General features: G+C 71.7%; 12 protein-coding genes and 2 pseudogenes. 3 read left to right on the plus strand and 11 right to left on the minus strand.

The genetic code is table 11. The features are described 5' to 3' along the window. Nucleotides 1–348 precede the first annotated feature (348 nt). Nucleotides 349–1,206 carry an alpha/beta hydrolase gene (locus RMN57_RS03925; RefSeq protein WP_313761946.1) on the minus strand — a complete coding sequence of 286 codons (858 nt, stop codon included), beginning with the start codon at nucleotides 1,204–1,206 and terminating at the stop codon, nucleotides 349–351. Between the two features lie 100 nt (nucleotides 1,207–1,306). On the opposite strand from RMN57_RS03925, the gene RMN57_RS03930 reads away from it, so the two are divergent. Then, nucleotides 1,307–1,717, plus strand: a complete 411-nt coding sequence (locus tag RMN57_RS03930) for a helix-turn-helix domain-containing protein (protein ID WP_313761947.1) — start codon at nucleotides 1,307–1,309, stop codon at nucleotides 1,715–1,717. Between the two features lie 192 nt (nucleotides 1,718–1,909). On the opposite strand, the pseudogene RMN57_RS03935 reads toward RMN57_RS03930, so the two are convergent. From RMN57_RS03935 to RMN57_RS03950, 4 genes and pseudogenes are all read right to left on the minus strand, one after another. Then, nucleotides 1,910–2,266, minus strand: a pseudogene (locus RMN57_RS03935) (mobilization protein); the annotation flags it as partial. A 677-nt stretch (nucleotides 2,267–2,943) separates the two neighbouring features. Further along, entirely contained in the window at nucleotides 2,944–4,452 is a 1,509-nt protein-coding gene (locus RMN57_RS03940; RefSeq protein WP_313761948.1) for a carboxylesterase family protein, read from the minus strand. Nucleotides 4,453–4,755: 303 nt separating this feature from the next. Continuing rightward, a complete protein-coding gene (locus RMN57_RS03945; RefSeq protein WP_313761949.1) occupies nucleotides 4,756–7,902 on the minus strand; it encodes a M48 family metalloprotease in 3,147 nt (1,048 codons plus the stop codon). A gap of 11 nt (nucleotides 7,903–7,913) precedes the next feature. Next, the gene (locus RMN57_RS03950) at nucleotides 7,914–8,528 is read right to left on the minus strand and encodes a hypothetical protein (protein ID WP_313761950.1); all 615 of its coding nucleotides are present in this window, start codon (nucleotides 8,526–8,528) and stop codon (nucleotides 7,914–7,916) included. A 293-nt stretch (nucleotides 8,529–8,821) separates the two neighbouring features. On the opposite strand from RMN57_RS03950, the gene RMN57_RS03955 reads away from it, so the two are divergent. Both RMN57_RS03955 and RMN57_RS03960 read left to right on the plus strand, forming a co-directional pair. Further along, nucleotides 8,822–9,457, plus strand: coding sequence for an HAD-IA family hydrolase (locus tag RMN57_RS03955; protein ID WP_313761951.1), 636 nt, complete (start codon nucleotides 8,822–8,824; stop codon nucleotides 9,455–9,457). A 328-nt stretch (nucleotides 9,458–9,785) separates the two neighbouring features. Continuing rightward, entirely contained in the window at nucleotides 9,786–9,953 is a 168-nt protein-coding gene (locus tag RMN57_RS03960; protein WP_313761952.1) for a hydrophobic protein, read from the plus strand. A 196-nt stretch (nucleotides 9,954–10,149) separates the two neighbouring features. On the opposite strand, the pseudogene RMN57_RS03965 reads toward RMN57_RS03960, so the two are convergent. The 6 genes and pseudogenes from RMN57_RS03965 to RMN57_RS03990 all read right to left on the minus strand — a co-directional run. Beyond that, nucleotides 10,150–11,546: pseudogene (locus RMN57_RS03965) on the minus strand (FAD-binding oxidoreductase); the annotation flags it as partial. 3 nt (nucleotides 11,547–11,549) lie between these two features. After that, nucleotides 11,550–13,337 carry a thiamine pyrophosphate-requiring protein gene (locus RMN57_RS03970; RefSeq protein WP_313761953.1) on the minus strand — a complete coding sequence of 596 codons (1,788 nt, stop codon included), beginning with the start codon at nucleotides 13,335–13,337 and terminating at the stop codon, nucleotides 11,550–11,552. A 608-nt stretch (nucleotides 13,338–13,945) separates the two neighbouring features. Then, on the minus strand, nucleotides 13,946–16,621 hold the full coding sequence (locus RMN57_RS03975; RefSeq protein WP_313761954.1) for a molybdopterin-dependent oxidoreductase: 2,676 nt from the start codon (nucleotides 16,619–16,621) through the stop codon (nucleotides 13,946–13,948). A 150-nt stretch (nucleotides 16,622–16,771) separates the two neighbouring features. After that, on the minus strand, nucleotides 16,772–16,957 hold the full coding sequence (locus RMN57_RS03980; RefSeq protein WP_313761955.1) for a hypothetical protein: 186 nt from the start codon (nucleotides 16,955–16,957) through the stop codon (nucleotides 16,772–16,774). 97 nt (nucleotides 16,958–17,054) lie between these two features. Beyond that, complete coding sequence (locus RMN57_RS03985; RefSeq protein ID WP_313761956.1) at nucleotides 17,055–17,378, minus strand: plasmid stabilization protein; 324 nt, start codon at nucleotides 17,376–17,378, stop codon at nucleotides 17,055–17,057. Between the two features lie 162 nt (nucleotides 17,379–17,540). Further along, the gene (locus RMN57_RS03990; RefSeq protein ID WP_313761957.1) at nucleotides 17,541–17,936 is read right to left on the minus strand and encodes a hypothetical protein; all 396 of its coding nucleotides are present in this window, start codon (nucleotides 17,934–17,936) and stop codon (nucleotides 17,541–17,543) included. Between the last annotated feature and the right edge of the window lie 76 nt (nucleotides 17,937–18,012).

An 18,012-nucleotide genomic window follows, 5' to 3' on the forward strand; every position in this document is an offset into this window, starting at 1 on the left:
TGGAGGTCAAGTGAAGATGTAATGGAGGATCAGTGGGGCTGAAATGAATATGCCCCACCGCGGGCGTCCGCGCATGGCCCGGACGATCACTGTTTCCGATCTGTAGCACGAGCCGCCCCGGCGCTCCTGACCATCAGTCGGTGCGGTCGACGTTCACGACGAGCACCGGATCGGTGAGGTCACCGGGCAGCCTCCAGCCTGATCCCGATCGCGTGGAGACCGATATGACGAGTGGATACGACGCCGACACAGTCGTCACCGTGCGCAGCCTGATCCGGTGGCCCTGGACAACTCACCGCTGGGACGAGCGCCCGGACCGCCGGCGGTGATCCTTCGGCCCCGTTCCGGTCACTTCGGCAGATCGGCGGAGAGGAAGGGGGCAAGGAGCGCGAACAGTGCGTCGGGGCGGTCGAGGGGGATGATGTGGCCGCAGTCCTGGAGATGGTGTCCGACCAGGTCGTCGGCGATGGGGCGGAGTTGGCGTTCGAGCCCGGTGCCGACGGGGTGGGAGCCGATGGCCATGGTGGGCATGGTGAGCCGGGCCGTCGCGACGGCGTCCTGGATCTGCTGCGCGCCGGTGGGCAGCGCCCGGTAGTAGGAGAACGCGCAGCGTAGGGCCTCGCTCCCGGTGTACGCGCGGACGAAGGCCGCACGGATGTCGTCGGGTACTCCTCGTCCGAGCGTTCCCGCGTTGAGGAACCAGTCGATGTACGGGGCTTCGTTGCCGGCCAGGACGGTCTCGGCGAGGCCGGGGACGGCGTGGAAGCCGAACCACCACGGGGCGTCGCCCGCGGCGACGTGTTCGGCTCCGGACGGGCGCCCGAGCAGTGCCTCCATCACGACCAGGCGCCGGACGAGGCCGGGTCGGCGTAGCGCGAGCAGGACGGCGGGGGCCGTGCCCGCGTCGATGCCGACCACCGCTGCCGAGGGCTCGCCGAGTGCGTCGAGCAGCCCTTCGGCGTCGGTGGCCAGGGTGCCTGCGTCGTAGCCGTCGACGGCTCGTGTACTGGCACCGAAGCCTCGCAGGTCCGGGGCGATGACCCGGTACCGTCCGGCCAGTCGGCTCATGATGCCGCTCCAGAGTTGCCAGGTGTGCGGGAAGCCGTGCAACAGGAGGACTGCGGGTCCGTCCCCGGCGGTGGCGACGTTGAGTTGGACGCCGTTCGTCGCGATGCGGCGCAGTCGGTGTGCGGTGGTAACGGGCATGACGGCTCCTCCGGCTGGTTACCATTGGTGACCACAGAACGATAGGTAACCGTCCGACCGCTTCCTAGACGGCACTTTCAGGGAAGGTGGTGAGCCGCAGGTGACCACCCGAGGAGCCCGGGCCGCCGGTCGCGGGGTACGCGGCGATCTGTTCGATCCCCTCTGCCCGACGCGGCAGTTGCTGGACCGCATCGGTACGAAGTGGACGTCCATGGCCGTCAAGACGCTCGCCGATGCCGCACCGGACGAGGTGCGCTTCGCAGAGCTGAGACGCCGGATGCCCGGCGTCTCGCAGAAGATGCTGTCCGTGACGCTCCGAAGCCTGACCCGCGACGGGCTGGTGTCGCGTCGGGTCGAACCGACCGTGCCGCCGCGGGTCTTCTACCGACTCACCGGGCTCGGACTGTCCCTGGAAGCCGCGCTTGCGGGGCTCCGGACCTGGGCGGAGGAGCACATGGCCGAGATCGACCGCGCCAATGAAGCCACCGACCAGGAGGTCGATGAGGGATAGGCCGGCATCAGTCCGAGTAGACCCTCCAAAGGATGCGCACACCTGAGAACTCTGACGCCGGCACACCGGACCCGCTCCGGCCCCGCGAGAAGGTCCGGCGGGCCGACCGCGTTCGGGAAAGTCGTCACCCTGAGCTCTTTGCTTGCATCATTCGCCCCGATATGACCTGGTCACCGGATGGTGGACATGCCACTGAGTGTCGGCGTTCTCGGCCCGGATGTGGCTCCGGGTGGCGCGCTCGAAAGCGCGGGCGGCATCTCGGAGTTCGGCGCGGGTGGCGGCCGGGGAGGTCTGGGCGAGTGCGTCGAGGAGTTCACCGGCGCCGACGAGCTGGGCAGCAGCTTCGTCGTCGTCTTCGTCGAGGACGGCGGCGGCGCGCTCAGCGATGCCGGCGGCGTCCCGGCGGCGCCGGGCAGAAGTGGACCGACCGGTACACGGGGTGCCTTGTTGGGGCTGCTCGGCCTCGAGGGGGCCGTCGGCCAGGCGGCGGCGGATCCGCGGGAGGGAGAGGTCCGGGGCGAGCTTGGAGCCCGGGAACCAGATGGGTTCCTTGCTGGGATGGTTGCGCTTGAGTCGAGTGATCCCTCACTCCACCGTGTGTCGCTCCTTGTAGTCGTCCTCGTCGAGCTTCGGTGGCCGGCCCCATGGGAGCCACGCTTCTCGCGGTTGGCGATCTGGTCCCGCTTCTCCGGGGATCGTGCAGCTGATGCCGCGTCTGTGCAGGGAGACGCGGTTCGCGCGGGAACCGTACGCCTTCTCGGCACGAAGCTTGTCCGGCCGGGTGCGCGGCCGTCCCGGGCCCGGGACGGGGAACGCGGACGTGCCCCCCCCAGGACGACCTGGAACTGCGGGGGCAGTGCTGGCCAGCCGTGATCACGAGCGACATCAGCTTCGGGGCCTGCTCGACCGCCGAGTGGATTTTGGTGGTCAGTCCACGTGAGCAATCCGAGACCGTGGTCCTCGGACTCGGTGAAGACGGCGCCGGGCGGCTCGACTTGCAGATTCCCCCTCTGCGGGCACCGGCGGCGTGCTGGTGGGTGTTCAGGTTGAGCCGTACGGCCTGCGCACCGGAAGTCGGCCCAGCCGATTGCTACTCCCACCAACGCCGTCGCCGTCCATGCCAGGGACGGCGTGCGGATCGAAGCCGAGAAGAAGGACAGAGGCCATGATCGGTATGACGATCAGCCGTGGCCGGGTTCCTTGGCAGGACAACCGAGAAGGCATGGTCAGTGAGCAGGGCGCAGTGGGTCGAATCGGACGTCCCGCCAGAGCGTGCGCAGTCTGGCCCGGTCGTCGTCGGCCAGGTGGTCGGTGGGGACGGCCCAGGACTTGACCGGTGTGAGGTCGGTGGTGAGCGCGGGCCAGCCGGGGTCTGCGGTGGTCGCGTAGTCGGCCCAGGAGCGGAGCATGCGGTCGGACAGGGCCCGGTCGTCCCCGTCGGGGGTGGCGCCGATGAGGAAGTCGGCGCCTACGGCGTCCAGGTTGCCGAAGGCGAAGGGGACGTCGGCGGTGTGCCAGGGTCTGGCCGCACCGCGCTTGCGGGTGAAGCGGGCCAGGTGCGCCCGGCCGCCGGCTTTCGCGTGCTGCTCGGCGAGGCGGGTGGTGTACTCGCCGAACTGCGCGTCGCCGAGGACCGCGAGGTAGCGGTCGAGCACCGGGGCGTCCGGCATCGCCGTACGGTAGCCGTCGAGGAGGTGGGCCGGGAGGTTCAAGGCCTCGGCGAAGTCCGCCAGTTCCGCCTCGGTGGTGACCTCGCGCACCGCGCCCACCGCGTGCAGGAACCAGGCCTCCTCCACGGTGTGGCACACCAGCAGGTCCACGTCCCGTGCCGTCCCGGAGGCGAGTGCCCGCAGCGGCTCGGCGGGCAGCACCTCGCCGTCGATGACGGGTTGGAAGATCACCGGGGCGAAGGCGTGGACCAACGCCACCGGGTCGGTTCCGCACTGCGCGGCGACCTTGTCGGCGGCGGCCACCAGTGCCGCGGGCGGGGTGGACAGCAGCCCTTGCGCGGTCGGTGGGACGCCGGCCGCTGCCGCGATCCGCTCGGTGACCGCCGCGGCGAGTTCGACCGTGTAGTGGATGCCGGGCACGCTGTGGGCGATGGCCCGCCGGAACAGCCCCCGTGCCTGCGCCATCGCCATCAGGCAGGCCACCGAGCCGCCCCCGGAGGAGTGTCCGGCGACGGTGACGTTCCCGGGATCGCCGCCGAAGGCCGCTACGTTCTCGCGGACCCACCGCAGCGCGGCGGTCTGGTCCAGCAGTCCGCGGTTGTCCGTGAAGCCGGCCACATGGCCGAAGCCCTCGAAGCCCACCCGGAAGTTGCAGCTGACCACGACCAGCCCGGCACGAGCCAGGGCCGTCCCGTCGAAGTCGGGCTGGGCGGAGGAGCCGAAGGTATAGGCGCCGCCGTGGATCCAGAAGAACACCGGCAGCGCGCCGCCCTGCGCCCCCTCGGGCGCCCAGACGTTGACGGTGAGCACATCCTCGTCGCCGGGGCGCCACACCGGCGCGCCCGGGAGCTGCGCCGACTGTGGGGCGATCGGTCCGAAGGCCGTGCAGTCACGGACCCCGTCCCAGGCCGGCGCCGGCTGCGGCGCCCGGAAGCGGCCGGCCCCGAAGGGCGCGGCGGCGTAAGGCACCCCGAGGACGGCGATGACGCCGTCGGCACACTGCCTGCCCCGTACACGACCGCTCGTCGTCCGGAAAACCACGTCGCCCCCTGCATCGTTGATCATTCATCCCGCGCCAGTCCGAACGCGAGTATCCCGCGCGCCACCGCCCCTCTCCGCCAAACCCCTGGCCCCCGGCGACCACGCAGGCGACGGCGACCTCCACCGGACAGGCCGAGTCCGGGCCGAGCTCGCCCATCGCCCTGAAGATCGGGGCCCTTGTCGAGCCGCCGCGGCGCCTTCGGCTGCGCTCGCTGACGCAACACGAACAGCGTGCCCATGCCCTGCAGGGTCGGGAGGCAGTCCTTGGTGATGCAGAACCTGAGCCCGCCACGCACGGGGGTGGCTCCGGCGGCGCCCGAGCTTTCGTCAGTCCACCCGGGTGAACTCCTCGAAGATGCCGTGGACGTAGTCGAACCGGAGGGTGGTGGAGGAGCAGGCGTAGGGGTCTCCCCGGTTCTCCGGGTGCGCGCGCAGCGCCTCCCGATGGATCTCCCGGTCTCCCTGCCTGATGGTGAACATCCCCTCGATGGTCCGCGCGTTCGACAGGAAGACTCCGAGACCGGCCGTCCACCCGTAGGTCGCGTGCCGGGACTCCAGCATCGTCACCGTGCTGCCGTCAGGTGCCCGTCCGGACATGGTGAGCGACGGGGAATCGTCGACGGCTGTCCCGTCGGGTGCGATGGTCATGGTGAAGGAGGAGGAGGAGGAGGTGCTGGTCACGTCGACCACGCCCAGCCCGAACGACGAGAGGTCCAGGTGTTCGGCGCTCCTCGTCAGTCGCCACCGCCCGAGCAAGCAGCTGTCCGGGGCATGGTTCACCGGGGTGCCGGACGCGCGCGGGATTTCCGGATCGAGGGCCAGGCAGTAGTTACCCAGCGCCGTGAAGGCGTCCGTCACCCCCTCCGGATCGGACGTCGTGGTGCTGTCGACCACCGCCCGACCGAGCCGTGCCAGTGCCGGATCGTCGGCATGGGTCAGGACGGACCCGTACCAGGTCAGCCGGCCCACCAGGTCGGCGCTCCCGCCCTCCTTCTTCGTACGAGCGGCGGGCACGGTCTTGAAGAGCCACACTTCGTCCGACGGCAGCCAGGCGCACAGAGACGCCGCGCCGAGGTCCGACGGAAGGGCCAGCCGGTCCGACTGGTCGATGGGCACCTCGTTCTGCGGCAACTGTGGGGATGCTCCGACGGCCGCCACCCCGACGATCAGGACCATGAGCACGGCGGGGAGCCGCACCACCCGGGCGACCCGCCATGACCTGCTCGGGTGAGCCGTGGTCCCGGCCGACGGCCCGGCGCCGTCCGAATCGCTGCGCCGCACCAGTGCGGTGCAGCGGCCCAGTGCGGCGCCGACCAGCGCGACGGGCAGGGCGACCAGCGACCCCTGGCCGAGCAGCCAGACGCCGGCGTTGCGGAACTCTCCCCAGGGAACGCCGCCGTCCGAAACCGATCGCCGGACCAGGTTGTCACCGGCCACGACAACGGTGATGAGGACACCGCCGAGCACGGCGGCCGAGAAGCCCGAAACCCAGCCGAGCCCGGTCCCGCGCCGACCCCCCACCGTGGCGACGGCCAGCGCCACCAGGCTCTGCAGCACGGCGAACGCCGTCAGCCGCGGCGCGAGACCGGTCCCCGAGGGGTCCACCACGGGGTGGCTCAGCGTCGACGACCACCAGCCGTCGGTCAGCAGGGTGAGACCGAGTGCCACGACGGCCGCCGCCGCGGTCAGCGTGAACACCACGACCAGCGGCATGCTCCTGTTCAAAGGAGAGCGCCGGTCCGAGGGTCCCGACGGTCCGTCATCCGCGCCGGGGCGGCGCGCGGCCAGGCAGGCCGCTCCCAGCGGAAGGACCGCGAGCGCCACCAGCGCGGCGGTCAGGAAGCCCTTGTTGGCCGTCGTCATCATCAGGTAGGTCAGTGTCAGCTGCCGCGACCAGGTCTCGCTCAGGCCGCTGAAGTGCGCCTGCCCCCAGAAGGCGAACAGCCCACCGAGCGGAACGGCCGCCGCGCCGGTGGCGGCCGCCAGCAGCAGGCGGGGCCGCCGGAGAGCGCCGTTCGACACCGCGAGGTCGGCCGAGACCACCAGCCACCCCACCACCAGCACGACGCCGGCCGCCAGTACGCCGGCCACGACGAGTCCGGTGCCGGGGTTGGTCAGCGTGGCCCGCCACCACCGGACGACCAACGCACTCCAGCTCAGGCCCTCGCCGAGGAGCAGCCCCACCACCGTCACCAGCGCCGCCGCGGCGGCCCGGGCGAGTACGAACCTACGGCGTGCCGGCCCGGCACAGGCCTCGCGGAGGGCACCTGCGGCGAGAACCGCGGCCACCGGGAGCGCCAGGATCATGCCGACCAGGACCGGGGCCCAGGGCCACGTCCCGGTGAGCCGGGAGATCGCCAGGTGCACGCCCTGGTAGCCCAGCCCGGCCGCCGTCCCGGCCACGGCGGCCTCGCCCAGGTGGAACCGGAGCAGGACGGTCGGATCGCCGAAGACCTCGGCCCGCCTCGTGGGCGACGGGTGACGATCGACGGCCCGGTCGTACCAGTGACGCAGCCGGGCCCACCCGTGCAGCCGTCGTGTCTCCTCCTGCTCCTCCTCCTCGGCCCGTGCCATGGAGTTGGCGAACCACACGCCGCCGTCGACCAGGGCGGCTCTCAGGTCCGCGTAGTGCTCACGGGCGCGCCGCACCGCTCGGTGGGCGAGGAGAACCAGGACGACCACGGCGGCGAGGCCCCGCACCTCGCCCGCGACGAAGTCCGCCCATGCCGTGTCCCGGGTGAGGTCGAACACGGCGACGGCCAGCACCGGACCGGCCGTCAGCACGACGAACGCCCACCACAGCGCGTCCGTCAGCTGGGTGATGCCGATGTCGCGGTTGCGCAGATGGGCCAGCTCATGGCGGACCGTGCCGCGGAAATGCTGCCGGTCGGCCTCGTCGTCCGACTTCGCCCTCATCAGCAGTCCGGCGTCGAGTCGCATCTCGTGACGGGACGGGAGGCCGAAGGTCGAGGCGTTGCCCCGGTCGTCGTCGTGGGTCAGGAAGACCGGGAGCTCAGGCACCGCGCTCTCGCCGGCCAGCCGGGCCAGCTCGGCCTCCACGGCCGGGCGGTGGTCAGCGGGCAGGACTCTCGACTGCGCCAGCGGGACGAGGTGCAGTCGGCGACGGATCCTGGCCGGGTGGCGCAGGTAGCGGATGCCCGCCAGGGCGAGGAGCGCCACGAGCGGGGCGAGATCGAGCAGCATGGCAGACCGGAACGTGTCGGTCGGGCAGCCGGCGAGGGCCGACGCGTATGCGCCGGGGTCGGTGGTCGAGGCGGTCCGCCGCGGGCATTCGCCCACGTCCGGGGTCCAGCGGAACGCGATCTCCAGGAGCCAGTGGTAGAAGGGGATCGCCCCGAACAGCAAGGTCGCACCAAAGAGGACGAAGCGCGTCCAGGTGGCTGACGGGGCCTGCAGGACCTCGGTGGTACTCGCCGCGGGCGGGCGGACGACGTCTTCACGGGTGGCCGACACGGCGCCTCGCCTCAGCCGTCGAGTCCGGGCCGAGCACCCTCCCCGTCCGGCTCCGCCGTGGCGGACCGATTCCTCCTCTCGGGGTGCATGCCTGCTTCGGGGCGGGTGCCTGCTTCGGCGCGGGTGCCCGTCTCCGGTCCGTCGCCCGTCGCGAGGGGATCCGCCGCGAGGAGTTCCCCGCAGAGGTACTCCGCCAGCGCCTGGGACAGGTCGGCCGGCAGCCGCTGTGCCAGCTTCCGCTCGATCTCAGGCCGCAGCGCGGCGACCTGGTCGGTAGTGAGGAGCGTCACGGGTCCGTCCCGCCGCACGGCCAGCTCCGGCTTGCCGAACCGCGCCCGCACCCGGCGCCACACCGCCCGCAGTCCCCCCTTGGCCGCATCGGCGGTGAGAGCGATCGCGAGGTCGTGCAGGATCACGAGCAACGCCGGGACGACCACGGCGGCCGCGGCGCCGACCCCCGCACCTGCTCCTGTCTCACCCTCGCGACGCCTCGCGGCAAGCACTGTCGCGGGGTTGGCGAAGTAGATGGTCAGCGCGTCGTCGAGCCGGGCAAGCTCCTCGGGCCGGTACCGACGAACCGCCTCTCGTACGAACTCCTCAACCGATACGGCTCCGGTGTCAGCCACTCCGGTCTCCCACCACTGTGCGTGTCCATGCCGGTCGGTCCGGGCCAAAGATCCGGGCCGGTCGCCGCCCCGGGGCGCCCGGGCGCGTGGAGGGCGACTCTCCCAGTCCACCACCGCCACCGGAAGGGGAATCCGGATAACGAATTCGCCAACCACCGCTGACCAGTGCGGACTTCGCAGCCGCACCTGACAGATAGCTGACGGTTCATCAGATCGAAATGCCGCGCACGGTCCGACCGTACGTGGGCAGCCGTTCCAGCGGAGTCCCCGCACCCGGCGCAATCCCCTTGGCGGTGGGTCTGGACCGGTGCGACGAGTGGGCGCTCGCCCAGTTCGGCCACACCCCGGCGATGGCCCGCGTCCACGGGGTGATCGGCATGGGCGGCGACCAGCTCCTGGACCACCTGCTCGGCGACGACCGCGACCACACTGACGACGAGGCGATCACGGCGGCGCACCAGGCCCTGTTCGCCCGCCTCTGGCCCTCCCTACGCGCGTTCGACGGTGCCGCCGAACTGCTGCGGCAACTGAACCGGCGAGGCTGGACGATCACCCTCGCGTCTTCAGCCTCCGGGCGCGACCTGGAGGTGATGCGCCGGGTACTGGACGCCGACGACGTGATCGACCACGCCGCCAGCGCCGACGACGTGAAGGCCGGCAAGCCCGCTCCCGACCTGGTCCACGCCGCCCTGGCCAAGTCCGACGCCGAGCCGGAGCAGGCCCTGTTCGTCGGCGACACTCCGTGGGACGTACAGGCCGCCGCCCAGGCGAAGGTCGCGTGCGTGGCAGTGCTCTCCGGCGGCTTCGGCGAAGCGGACCTGCGCGCGGCCGGCGCCCTCGAAGTCCACCGCGACGTCGGCGACCTCCTTGCCCACCTCGACGGCAGCGCCCTCGCGGACCCGGCCCGCCACACGGGTCTCGACCGGTAGCCCGGGGCTGCCGGACGCCGTGCTGGCCAGAAACCCGGCCTGCCACTCTCGAAGACGGTGCGGGCCGTCACCACGGCCCCGATCCCGTACCCGCCGAGCACGCCCAGCCACAGCCACAGCACTGCGGTCCCCTCCTCGATCGCGTCCGACTTCCTGGCACCACGCGTCTGCCCCGCCCAACGCAGGAGAAGCGGGTCCGGGCTTGCGGCCCCCGGCGAAGCCGCCGGGACCCGAACCGCGCGATGCCCCACGAGGCATGGCACAGCGCAGACGGGGCACCCGAGACGCATCGAATTGTCTGTTTCCCTCCTGTGAGGAGACCACTGCAATGCTTGCCCTCGTTCTGGTACTGCTGCTTGCCCTGCTCCTGTTCGGCGCCGGCTTCGCCATCAAGGTGCTGTGGTGGATCGCCGTGGCAGTCTTCGTTGTCTGGCTGCTCGGGTTCATCGCCCGTGGGACCACAGCCGGCGGGAGCCGGGGACGCTGGTACCGCTAGGTAGCGGGGAGCCCGATCAGATGCCCCAGGGTGCCCGACGGCCGCAGGGCCGTCGGGCACCCGTCGGAAACGCCACGGTCGTCGGCGCACATCCGGACCCCGGTCCGACGGCGTCCCCGCGTTGCCGTCAGGGTGTCGCGGATGCGAGTCGGGCGGCGGCTTCGAGCATCATCGCGTGGACGAAGCAGGATTCCTGGAAGGACTCGGCGGCGAACAGCGGCGCGTCGCGTCGCGGATCGATCCCCGCCAGCCGCTTTCCCACTCGCGCCAGGCCGGGGGCGTGAAGGGCTGCGTTGGCCAGCCCCGGGGCGACGCGGGCGAGCTGTGTCCACAGCGGGAGCCAGCCCATCGCGTAGTGGGCGGCCGGCCGCAGACGGCCCTCGTAGTGGTGGGCGAGGAACTCGGCCTACTTGCAGCCCTTGCACGCCAGGCACCGGTCGAGAGGCCCGCCTCACGGGCCTTGAGCATCTCGTGCTCGCGCGCCGGCTCGTCGGAGAGCGCGACCCGCGGGTCGTCCGCGCCGCGGCCCAGCGCCCGCAGCAGCGCGAAGGCCTGCTCGTCGGCTTCCTTCTTCGTGTCGCCGGTGAACTGCAGGAGGAGCCAGCTGTCGCCCTCGGGCAGGCTGTCCAGCGAGTCGAGGTAGGCGTGCTCCTCTCGCATCAGCTGGGCCATGCGTCCGTCGATCGCCTCCAGCTGGGCGGGACGGCTGTGCTCGAGCAGTCTGGGGACGGCGTCCGCGGCCCGGTAGATGTCGTCGAAGCCCAGGACCAGCAGTGCTTCGGCGGCCGGCACCTCGACCAGCTGCAGCTCGGCCCGAAGGACGGTCACCAGGGTGCCCTCACTGCCCACCAGTGCCCGGGCGACGTCGAAGCCGTTCTCGGGGAGCAGGGAGTCGAGGTTGTAACCCGAGACGCGGCGGGGGATCTTGGGGTAGCCGGTGCGGATGTCGGCCAGGTGTCGGCCGACGACGTTCCGCAGCCCCTGGTAGAGCCGGGCGCGCGGTCCGCCCTCAGCCTCGATCCGCGCGTACTCGTCCTCGTTGGTGGGACCTGCCCAGAATCGGGTGCCCTCGTAGGTGAGCACCTCGAGGCGGCGGACGTTGTCGGCGGTCTTGCCGTAGGCCTGCGCGGACGCGCCGCAGCTGTTGTTGCCGATCATCCCGCCCAGCGCGCAGTGGGTGTGCGTGGACGGCTTCGGTCCGAACATCAGCTTGTGCGCCGCCAGCCAGCGGTTGAGCTCGCCCAGGACGATGCCCGGCTCGACCATGCACGTCCGCGCTTTCGGATCCACCGAGATCAGCCGGCGGCAGTACTTGGTCCAGTCGATCACCACAGCCTCGTTGGTGCACTGCCCACCGAGACTCGTGCCACCACCGCGGGAGAGGACGGGCGCCGAGAACCGGGAGCACACGGCCACTGCGGCGGCGCCGGCGTCGACGCTGCGCGGCACCACCACGCCGATCGGGACCTGCCGGTAGTTCGATCCGTCAGTGGCGTACCCGCCGCGGCTGCCCGCGTCGAAGCGGACCTCGCCGTCGACCTCCGCGCGCAGCGCCTCGGCGAGCGCCACCGTGTCCAGCTCCTGGGTCGACACCGGTCAGTTCCCCCCGCTACCGGGGAGGAACTCCTGGACCTTCGCCTTCACGCCTTGCCGGATGACCGAGCCCCGGTCGCTGTCGCCCTTGATCACCGACATCGCCGCGGCCTTGATCTGCTCCCAGGTCGCGTGCGGCGGGATCGGCGGCACGGCAGGGTCGGTACGGAAGTCGATGACGAACGGCCGTTCCGCCGCGAGCGCCTGACGCCATACGGGCTCCACGTCCTCCGGCCGCTCCACCCGCGCCCCGTACAGGCCGAACAACTGGGCGATGTCGGCGTAGCGCACGTCCGGCAGGCCCTGCGAGGGCTCGAACTGGGGGGCGCCCTGCATCGCCCGCATCTCCCAGGTGACCTGGTTCAGGTCGTGGTTGTTGAGCACCGCCACCACCAGACGCGGGTCCGCCCACTCCTGGTAGTACTTCGCGACGGTGATCAGCTCCGCCAGCCCGTTCATCTGCATCGCGCCGTCGCCGACGATCGCGATCGCCGGACGGTCCGGGTGCGCGAACTTCGCGCCGATCGCGTACGGCACCCCCGGCCCCATGGTGGCCAGCGTCCCCGACAGGGAACCCCGCTCGCCGCCGCGGAAACGCAGGTGCCGGGCGTACCAGTTGGCGGCCGAACCGGAGTCGGCGGCCACGATGGCGTTGTCCGGCAGCAGGGCGTCCAGGGTGTGGACGACGTGCTCGGGGTTGACCGGGTCCGCCGTCACCTCGGCGCGCCGCTGCATCACCTCCCACCAGCGCGCCGCGTTCTCCTCCGCCGTCTTGCGCCACGTCCCGTTCGCCCTGGGCTCCAGCAGCGGGATCAGCCGGCGCAGGGCCTCGGCGGCATCGCCGACGAGGTTGACCTCGAACGGGTAGCGCAGCCCGACCATGGACGGGTCCAGATCGATCTGCACCGCCCGGGCCCGGCCGAACTCGGGCAGGAACTGGGTGTAGGGGAAGCTGGAGCCGATCACCAGGAGGGTGTCGCAGTCCCGCATCAGCTCGTACGAGGGCCGGGTGCCGAGCAGGCCGATCGAGCCGGTGACGTAGGGCAGGGTGTCGGGCAGGGCGTCCTTGCCGAGCAGCGCCTTCGCCACACCGGCGCCGAGCAGGTCGGCGACCTGCTCGACCTCCCGGCGGGCGTTCCTGGCGCCCTGGCCGATCAGCATCGCGACCTTCTCGCCGGCGTTGAGCACCTCCGCAGCCCTCGCCAGGTCCGCCTCGGCAGGGACGGGCGCGTAGTGGGGCACGCCGAGGCTGGAGGGAACCTGCTTGAACGCGTGCGCCGGGGGCTCGTAGTCGAGTTCCTGCACGTCGGCCGGGATGATCACGGCGGTCACGGTGCGGCGGGTCGCGGCGATGCGCAGGGCGCGGTCCAGCACGTTCGGCAGCTGGGCGGGAACGGTGACCGTTTCGCAGAATTCGGAGGCCACGTCCTTGTACAGCGATGCGAGGTCGACTTCCTGCTGGTAGGAGCCGCCCATGGCGGAGCGGTCGGTCTGCCCGACGATCGCGACGACCGGGACGTGGTCGAGCTTGGCGTCGTACAGACCGTTCAGCAGGTGGATGGCGCCCGGCCCGGAAGTGGCGCAGCAGACGCCGGTCCGTCCCGAGAACTTCGCGTATCCGACCGCCTCGAACGCGGCCATCTCCTCGTGCCGGGCCTGGATGAACCGCGGCCGGTCCTCGGCGCGCCCCCAGGCGGCGAGCAGTCCGTTGATGCCGTCTCCCGGGTACGCGAAGACGTGCTCGACGTCCCAGTCGCGCAGCCGCGCCAGTACGTAGTCGGAAACCTTCATGACGAACTCCTCCACACCGGGTACGGGCCGTCGGGCACTGGCGAACCCGCGAGCTCGCCTAACCGCTGTGGCCTCGATGAAACCGCCGGAAGGGGCGTACCGACCCTGATCCGGGCAGTATCGCCTCGCGAAGCACCGTCGGCGGGCAGCCATGCCGTACCCACCCGCTGCGGGAGCCGAGGCGGGCGCTCTACGACGCCCCGTCGCCCTTTGACCGAGCCCGCTCCGGCCCGAACGTCGGAGATCGCCGCAGCCGTAGTCGCCGGTGCCGGACGGCGCCGGTCACAGACCTCCCCACCGGACACCGGTCCATCACCGGCCCGGTCCGGACCTCGGCACCCCGGCCGCCACCCGGGCTCAGCCAGGCGGCCGGCGGCCGTCCATGACCGACCGCAGGTGGAACGGAGCGTGAGGGCACCCGGGCTGGGTAGCCGCCGTCAGGGGCAGAGCCGAGAAACAGGAGCCTCGATCATGACCGCCATCGCCACACCGACCGCGCCGCTACCCCCGGTGCCGCCCTTCCCCCGGCGGCCGCCTCACAGGCCGGCACCGCTCCTGCCCGACCTGCCCCCTCCACCAGGCTGTGACGCCATACAACGTTCACGGCGTCAGGAGCTGCGATGACTCGCCGGACTAGCGCGGACCACCCGGTCCGCCGCGGACACGACCAGGGGGACCAGTTGCACCGGGTCGCGGCTGCCCAGATGAAACTGATGGCCGAAGACCTGCGCCGGCTGACGCTCGCCCTGCACGACCTGCACCTCCACGAGCGATCCCGGTGCGCCGTCACGCTGTCCGTCAGCCCCGCGGGTCCGGCACCCCGGCCCGGTGCCACACGCGTCGCCGACCCAGACGGAGGCCGCCCGGGAATCCCTCTTCCCCTCGCGAACTGACACGCCGCGGTGGAAGCGGGGCCTGCCAAGGGAAGCCGCTCGTGCGGGGTCAGTTGTGGTGTTCGAGGGGGCCAGGCGGGCGGTGGCGGTCTTGAAGACGGGCTGCTTGGACGCGGGGTCGAGGCGGGTGGGGATGAGTTCGTTCGCGGCGCGGTCGTGGCGCGGGGACCCGTCGGCGAGGTCGGGAACCTGGTCCCAGTAGCCGTAGTGGAACGGTAGGAAGAGCAGCCCCTCGCGAATGCCGGTGATCCGGACCCTGGCAGTGACGGTGCCGCGGGCGGTGCTGACGGCGGCCATGTCCCCTTCGGCGAGGCCGTGTCGGTCAGCGTCAGCCTGAGAGCATTCGACCCACACCTCCGGGGCAGCGCGCTGGAGTTCGGGGACGCGTCCGGTCTTGGTGCGAGTGTGGAAGTGGAAGATGGTGCGGCCGGTGGTCAGCCACAGCGGGTGCTTCTCGTCGGGGGGTTCGGGCGGGGGCTCGTAGTCGGCGGCCCGCAGGACGGCTCTGCCGTGCGGGTTCAGGGCACGGTACTGGGCTTCGGTTGCGGGCTCGCCGGTGTTGAGGTCGCGGCCGTACGTCTCGCAGGTGTCCGGGTGGGCCCAGAAGTCGCCGTCGGTGTACAGCCTCGGGGTGCCGGCGGGGTGTTCGGGCGTGGCGGGCCACTGGGTTCCGCCGTGGTCGCGCAGCAGCTGGTATCCGAGGCCGGTGTAGTCGCAGGGGCGGCCGGCGCTGCATCGCTGCCAGGCGGCGAACGCGGACGGCGGGTCGGTCCAGGTGATCAGCGGGCCGCCGGTGCGGTCTCTCAGGTCCATGCGGCGGGCGAAGTCGAGGAAGATGTCGAGGTCGGCTCTGGCCCGGCCGGGTGGGGCGACGGCCTGTTCGGAGAGGTGGACGGTGCGGTCGGCGTTGGTGAAGGTGCCCGTCTTCTCGCCCCAGGTTGCGGCCGGCAGCACCACGTCGGCGAACTCGGTGGTCTCGTTCGGGAAGATGTCCTGCACGACGATGAACAGGCCGGGCCGGGCGAGGGTCCGGCGGATCCGGGCGAGGTCGGGCAGGGACACGGCCGGGTTGGTCGCGCTGATCCACAGGAACGTCAGGCCGCCGGTTTCGGCGAGGTGGAACAGCTCCAGCGCGTGGGTGGGCGGCCCGCCGTGGTCCAGGACCGCGGGGTCGACGTTCCACAGGTCAGCGAGTTCGGCGACGTGGCGCGGGTTCGCCCAGTTCCGGAAGCCGGGCAGGTCGCCGTTGGCGCCGCATTCACGGGTGTTCTGGGCGGTGGGCTGGCCGTTCATCTGCAGCACGGCGGCGCCGGGGCGTCCGAGCTGTCCACGCAGCAGGTGCAGGTTGTTGATCTGGACGGCCGTGGCAGTGGCCTGGTGGGTCTGGTAGACGCCCTGGAGCACGGTGGACACGAGCCGGTCAGTGCCCGCGAGCAGCTCGGCGGCGTGGCGGATCTCGTCTGCGGACAGGCCGCAGATGTCGGCCGCCCACTCCGGCGTGCAGGGAGCCACGCGCGTGGCGAGGTTCCGGTAGCCGACCGTGTGAGCCCGGACGTAGGGGTGGTCGACGCGGCCGTTGGCGATGATCTCGCACAGCAGGGCGTTGAGGAGGGCGAGGTTGGTGCCGGGGCGCGGCGCCAGGTGAAGGGCGGCCTCGTGGGCGGTCGGTGTGGGGCGGGGGTCGAGGACGAGCAGCGCCGGGGGGTCGGTGCCGTGGAGCCGGTCGAGGATGCGCATCCACAGCACCGGCTGGCACTCGGCGACGTTGTGGCCCCACAGGGCGATCACCTCGGCGTGATCGATGTCCTCGTAGCTGCCGGGCTGGCCGTCGCAGCCGAACGACTCCTTGAGTGCCTCGCCCGCGGTGGCGGTGCACAGTCGGGTGTTGCCGTCGAGGTGGTTGGTGCCGATCCCGGCCCGGGCCAGCACGGTGAGCGTGTAGTACTCCTCCACGAACAGCTGCCCCGAGGTGTAGAAGCCGACCGCGCCCGGCCCGTGCTCCTCCAGGACGGACCGGCAGCGCGCGGCAACGGTGTCCAGGGCCGTGTCCCAGTCCGTTTCCACCAGCCGGCCGCCACGGCGGATCTGCGGTGCGGTCAGGCGGTCGGGGGAGGCGTTGGCCTGCCAGCCGAACAGGTCCTTGATGTCGAGGCGTCCGCGGTTGACCCGGTCCTCTGCCCGTCCGCGAACGCCGACGATCCGCTCGTCGCGCACGGCGATGTCCATGGCGTCGCCGTTGGAGTGGAGCAGTGATGCGGAGGGCACCCACCGCTCCACGTCGGCCTCGCTGAGGCCGTCGGCCAGCTGCAGGTCGACGCGGGCGGGCCAGGTCGTGCCGGGTGCGTACGGGGTCCTGGCCCCCCAGGGGTCTGCGGTCCGGTCCACGGCCATGACTCCTTCCGTCGCCCCAGGTCAGGAGAGACCGACCCGGTGGCGCCGGAGACCTTCAGCGGGTCACGGGTGGCGGTCTCCTTGGCCGCTTCGAGCTGCTCGCCGAGGTCCACCAAGCGGTTGAGCGTTCGGACAGCCCGTCACCGCCGGTCAGGGCGCCTGGGTGTCGGCGGCGGGCGGTTCGGCCTCCTCGTCCAGGTCATCGCCCTTGGCCCGGACGTCCTTCGGGGTGGGAGCCGTAATACTGCGCTCCTCCGCGGACCGTTCCCGTACCGTGCCGTCGTCCTCCCGGGAGGCGTCGTTCTCGTCGCGGTTGCCCTTGTCGTCCGTGCTCATCGCATCGTCCTTCCGTGATGTCGGGTGGCGGATTCGGTGCGCCAGGCGGCTCCGACGGCCGGCGGCGGCCTCGTGGTCGCCGCGGACCGGGGAGCGATCAGCGGCCGAGGGCGCTGGCGAGTTCCTTCTTGTTCATCTTCGAGCGGCCGTGGATGTTGCGCTGCTTCGCCTCGTTGTACAGCTGCTCCTTCGTCGGGCCCTGGGAGCCGGAGTGCGAGCGCTGACCACCGCGCCGGGAAGAGGACACGTCGTGGATGGAGGAGCGGCTGGCGGTCTTCGACTCCCCGTGCCGGGCCCGTTCCTTGTTCACCGTCCGGGCCGCGATCTCCTTGGCCCGCTTCTGGCTCTCCCCGCGCTCCAGCGCGCTGTCCTTGATGTGCTCGTACTGGCGTTCACGCTTCTTGCTCGAACCCGCAGGCACGGCTTCCTCCTCTGTGGGATGCCCGATCGTGTACCCCGAACGTAGAACGCGACTCGTTCCCAGGCTTCCCGGACGCGCCAAACGGCCCCGCCGGACTGCTGCGCCCCGCCGGCCCGGGTGGGGGTGCTTGATCGGCCGGGGCACGACGCCGCTGCGGTGCGCCTACCACGGGTCGGGGGTGGAGATCTCGGCGGTGGTGCTGGCCTCGGCCGGCGGTGTGGGTGTCGGTAGCGGCCCGCGGGCCGCTACCGAGGGGCGCAGGGTGGGGTCGAGGGAGTCCGCGGTGGGGGCCGGATTCTGGTGGCCGTACTCCTCCAGGACGTCTGCCGTGGTGGCCAGGTCGAGTTCGAGGGCGGTGCTGCCCGGGCCAGAGGCCCGGCCGTACAGGAAGTCGCCGTCGGGGGAGAACAGCGCGGTCACCGCCCAGTCGTGTAGCGCCAGGTTCAGCTGCTTCTTGCCGGTCTGGTCGTCTTCCCAGGAGGTGGACCAGCCGGCGGATGCGGCGCGGTCGAGCAGGTAGGTCTGGTCCCGGCTCGGCGGGACATCGTGCGTGGTCATGGTGCTCAGCTCCAGCGCGCGCCGTAGTGAGGGCGCCGAGCCGCCGCGCCCCTCGTGCGGGCCGCGTAGTCGGCCG

Source organism: Kitasatospora sp. CM 4170 (genome assembly GCF_032110285.1).
Lineage (GTDB): Bacteria > Actinomycetota > Actinomycetes > Streptomycetales > Streptomycetaceae > Kitasatospora > Kitasatospora aburaviensis.

Excerpts from the sequence above, each read along its gene's own strand:
- RMN57_RS03925 (WP_313761946.1), bottom strand. The coding sequence starts at position 1,206 with ATGCCCGTTACCACCGCACACCGACTGCGCCGCATCGCGACGAACGGC.
- RMN57_RS03940 (WP_313761948.1), bottom strand. The coding sequence starts at position 4,452 with ATGATCAACGATGCAGGGGGCGACGTGGTTTTCCGGACGACGAGCGGT.
- RMN57_RS03960 (WP_313761952.1), top strand. The coding sequence starts at position 9,786 with ATGCTTGCCCTCGTTCTGGTACTGCTGCTTGCCCTGCTCCTGTTCGGC.
- RMN57_RS03970 (WP_313761953.1), bottom strand. The coding sequence starts at position 13,337 with ATGAAGGTTTCCGACTACGTACTGGCGCGGCTGCGCGACTGGGACGTC.
- RMN57_RS03975 (WP_313761954.1), bottom strand. The coding sequence starts at position 16,621 with ATGGCCGTGGACCGGACCGCAGACCCCTGGGGGGCCAGGACCCCGTAC.
- RMN57_RS03980 (WP_313761955.1), bottom strand. The coding sequence starts at position 16,957 with ATGAGCACGGACGACAAGGGCAACCGCGACGAGAACGACGCCTCCCGG.
- RMN57_RS03990 (WP_313761957.1), bottom strand. The coding sequence starts at position 17,936 with ATGACCACGCACGATGTCCCGCCGAGCCGGGACCAGACCTACCTGCTC.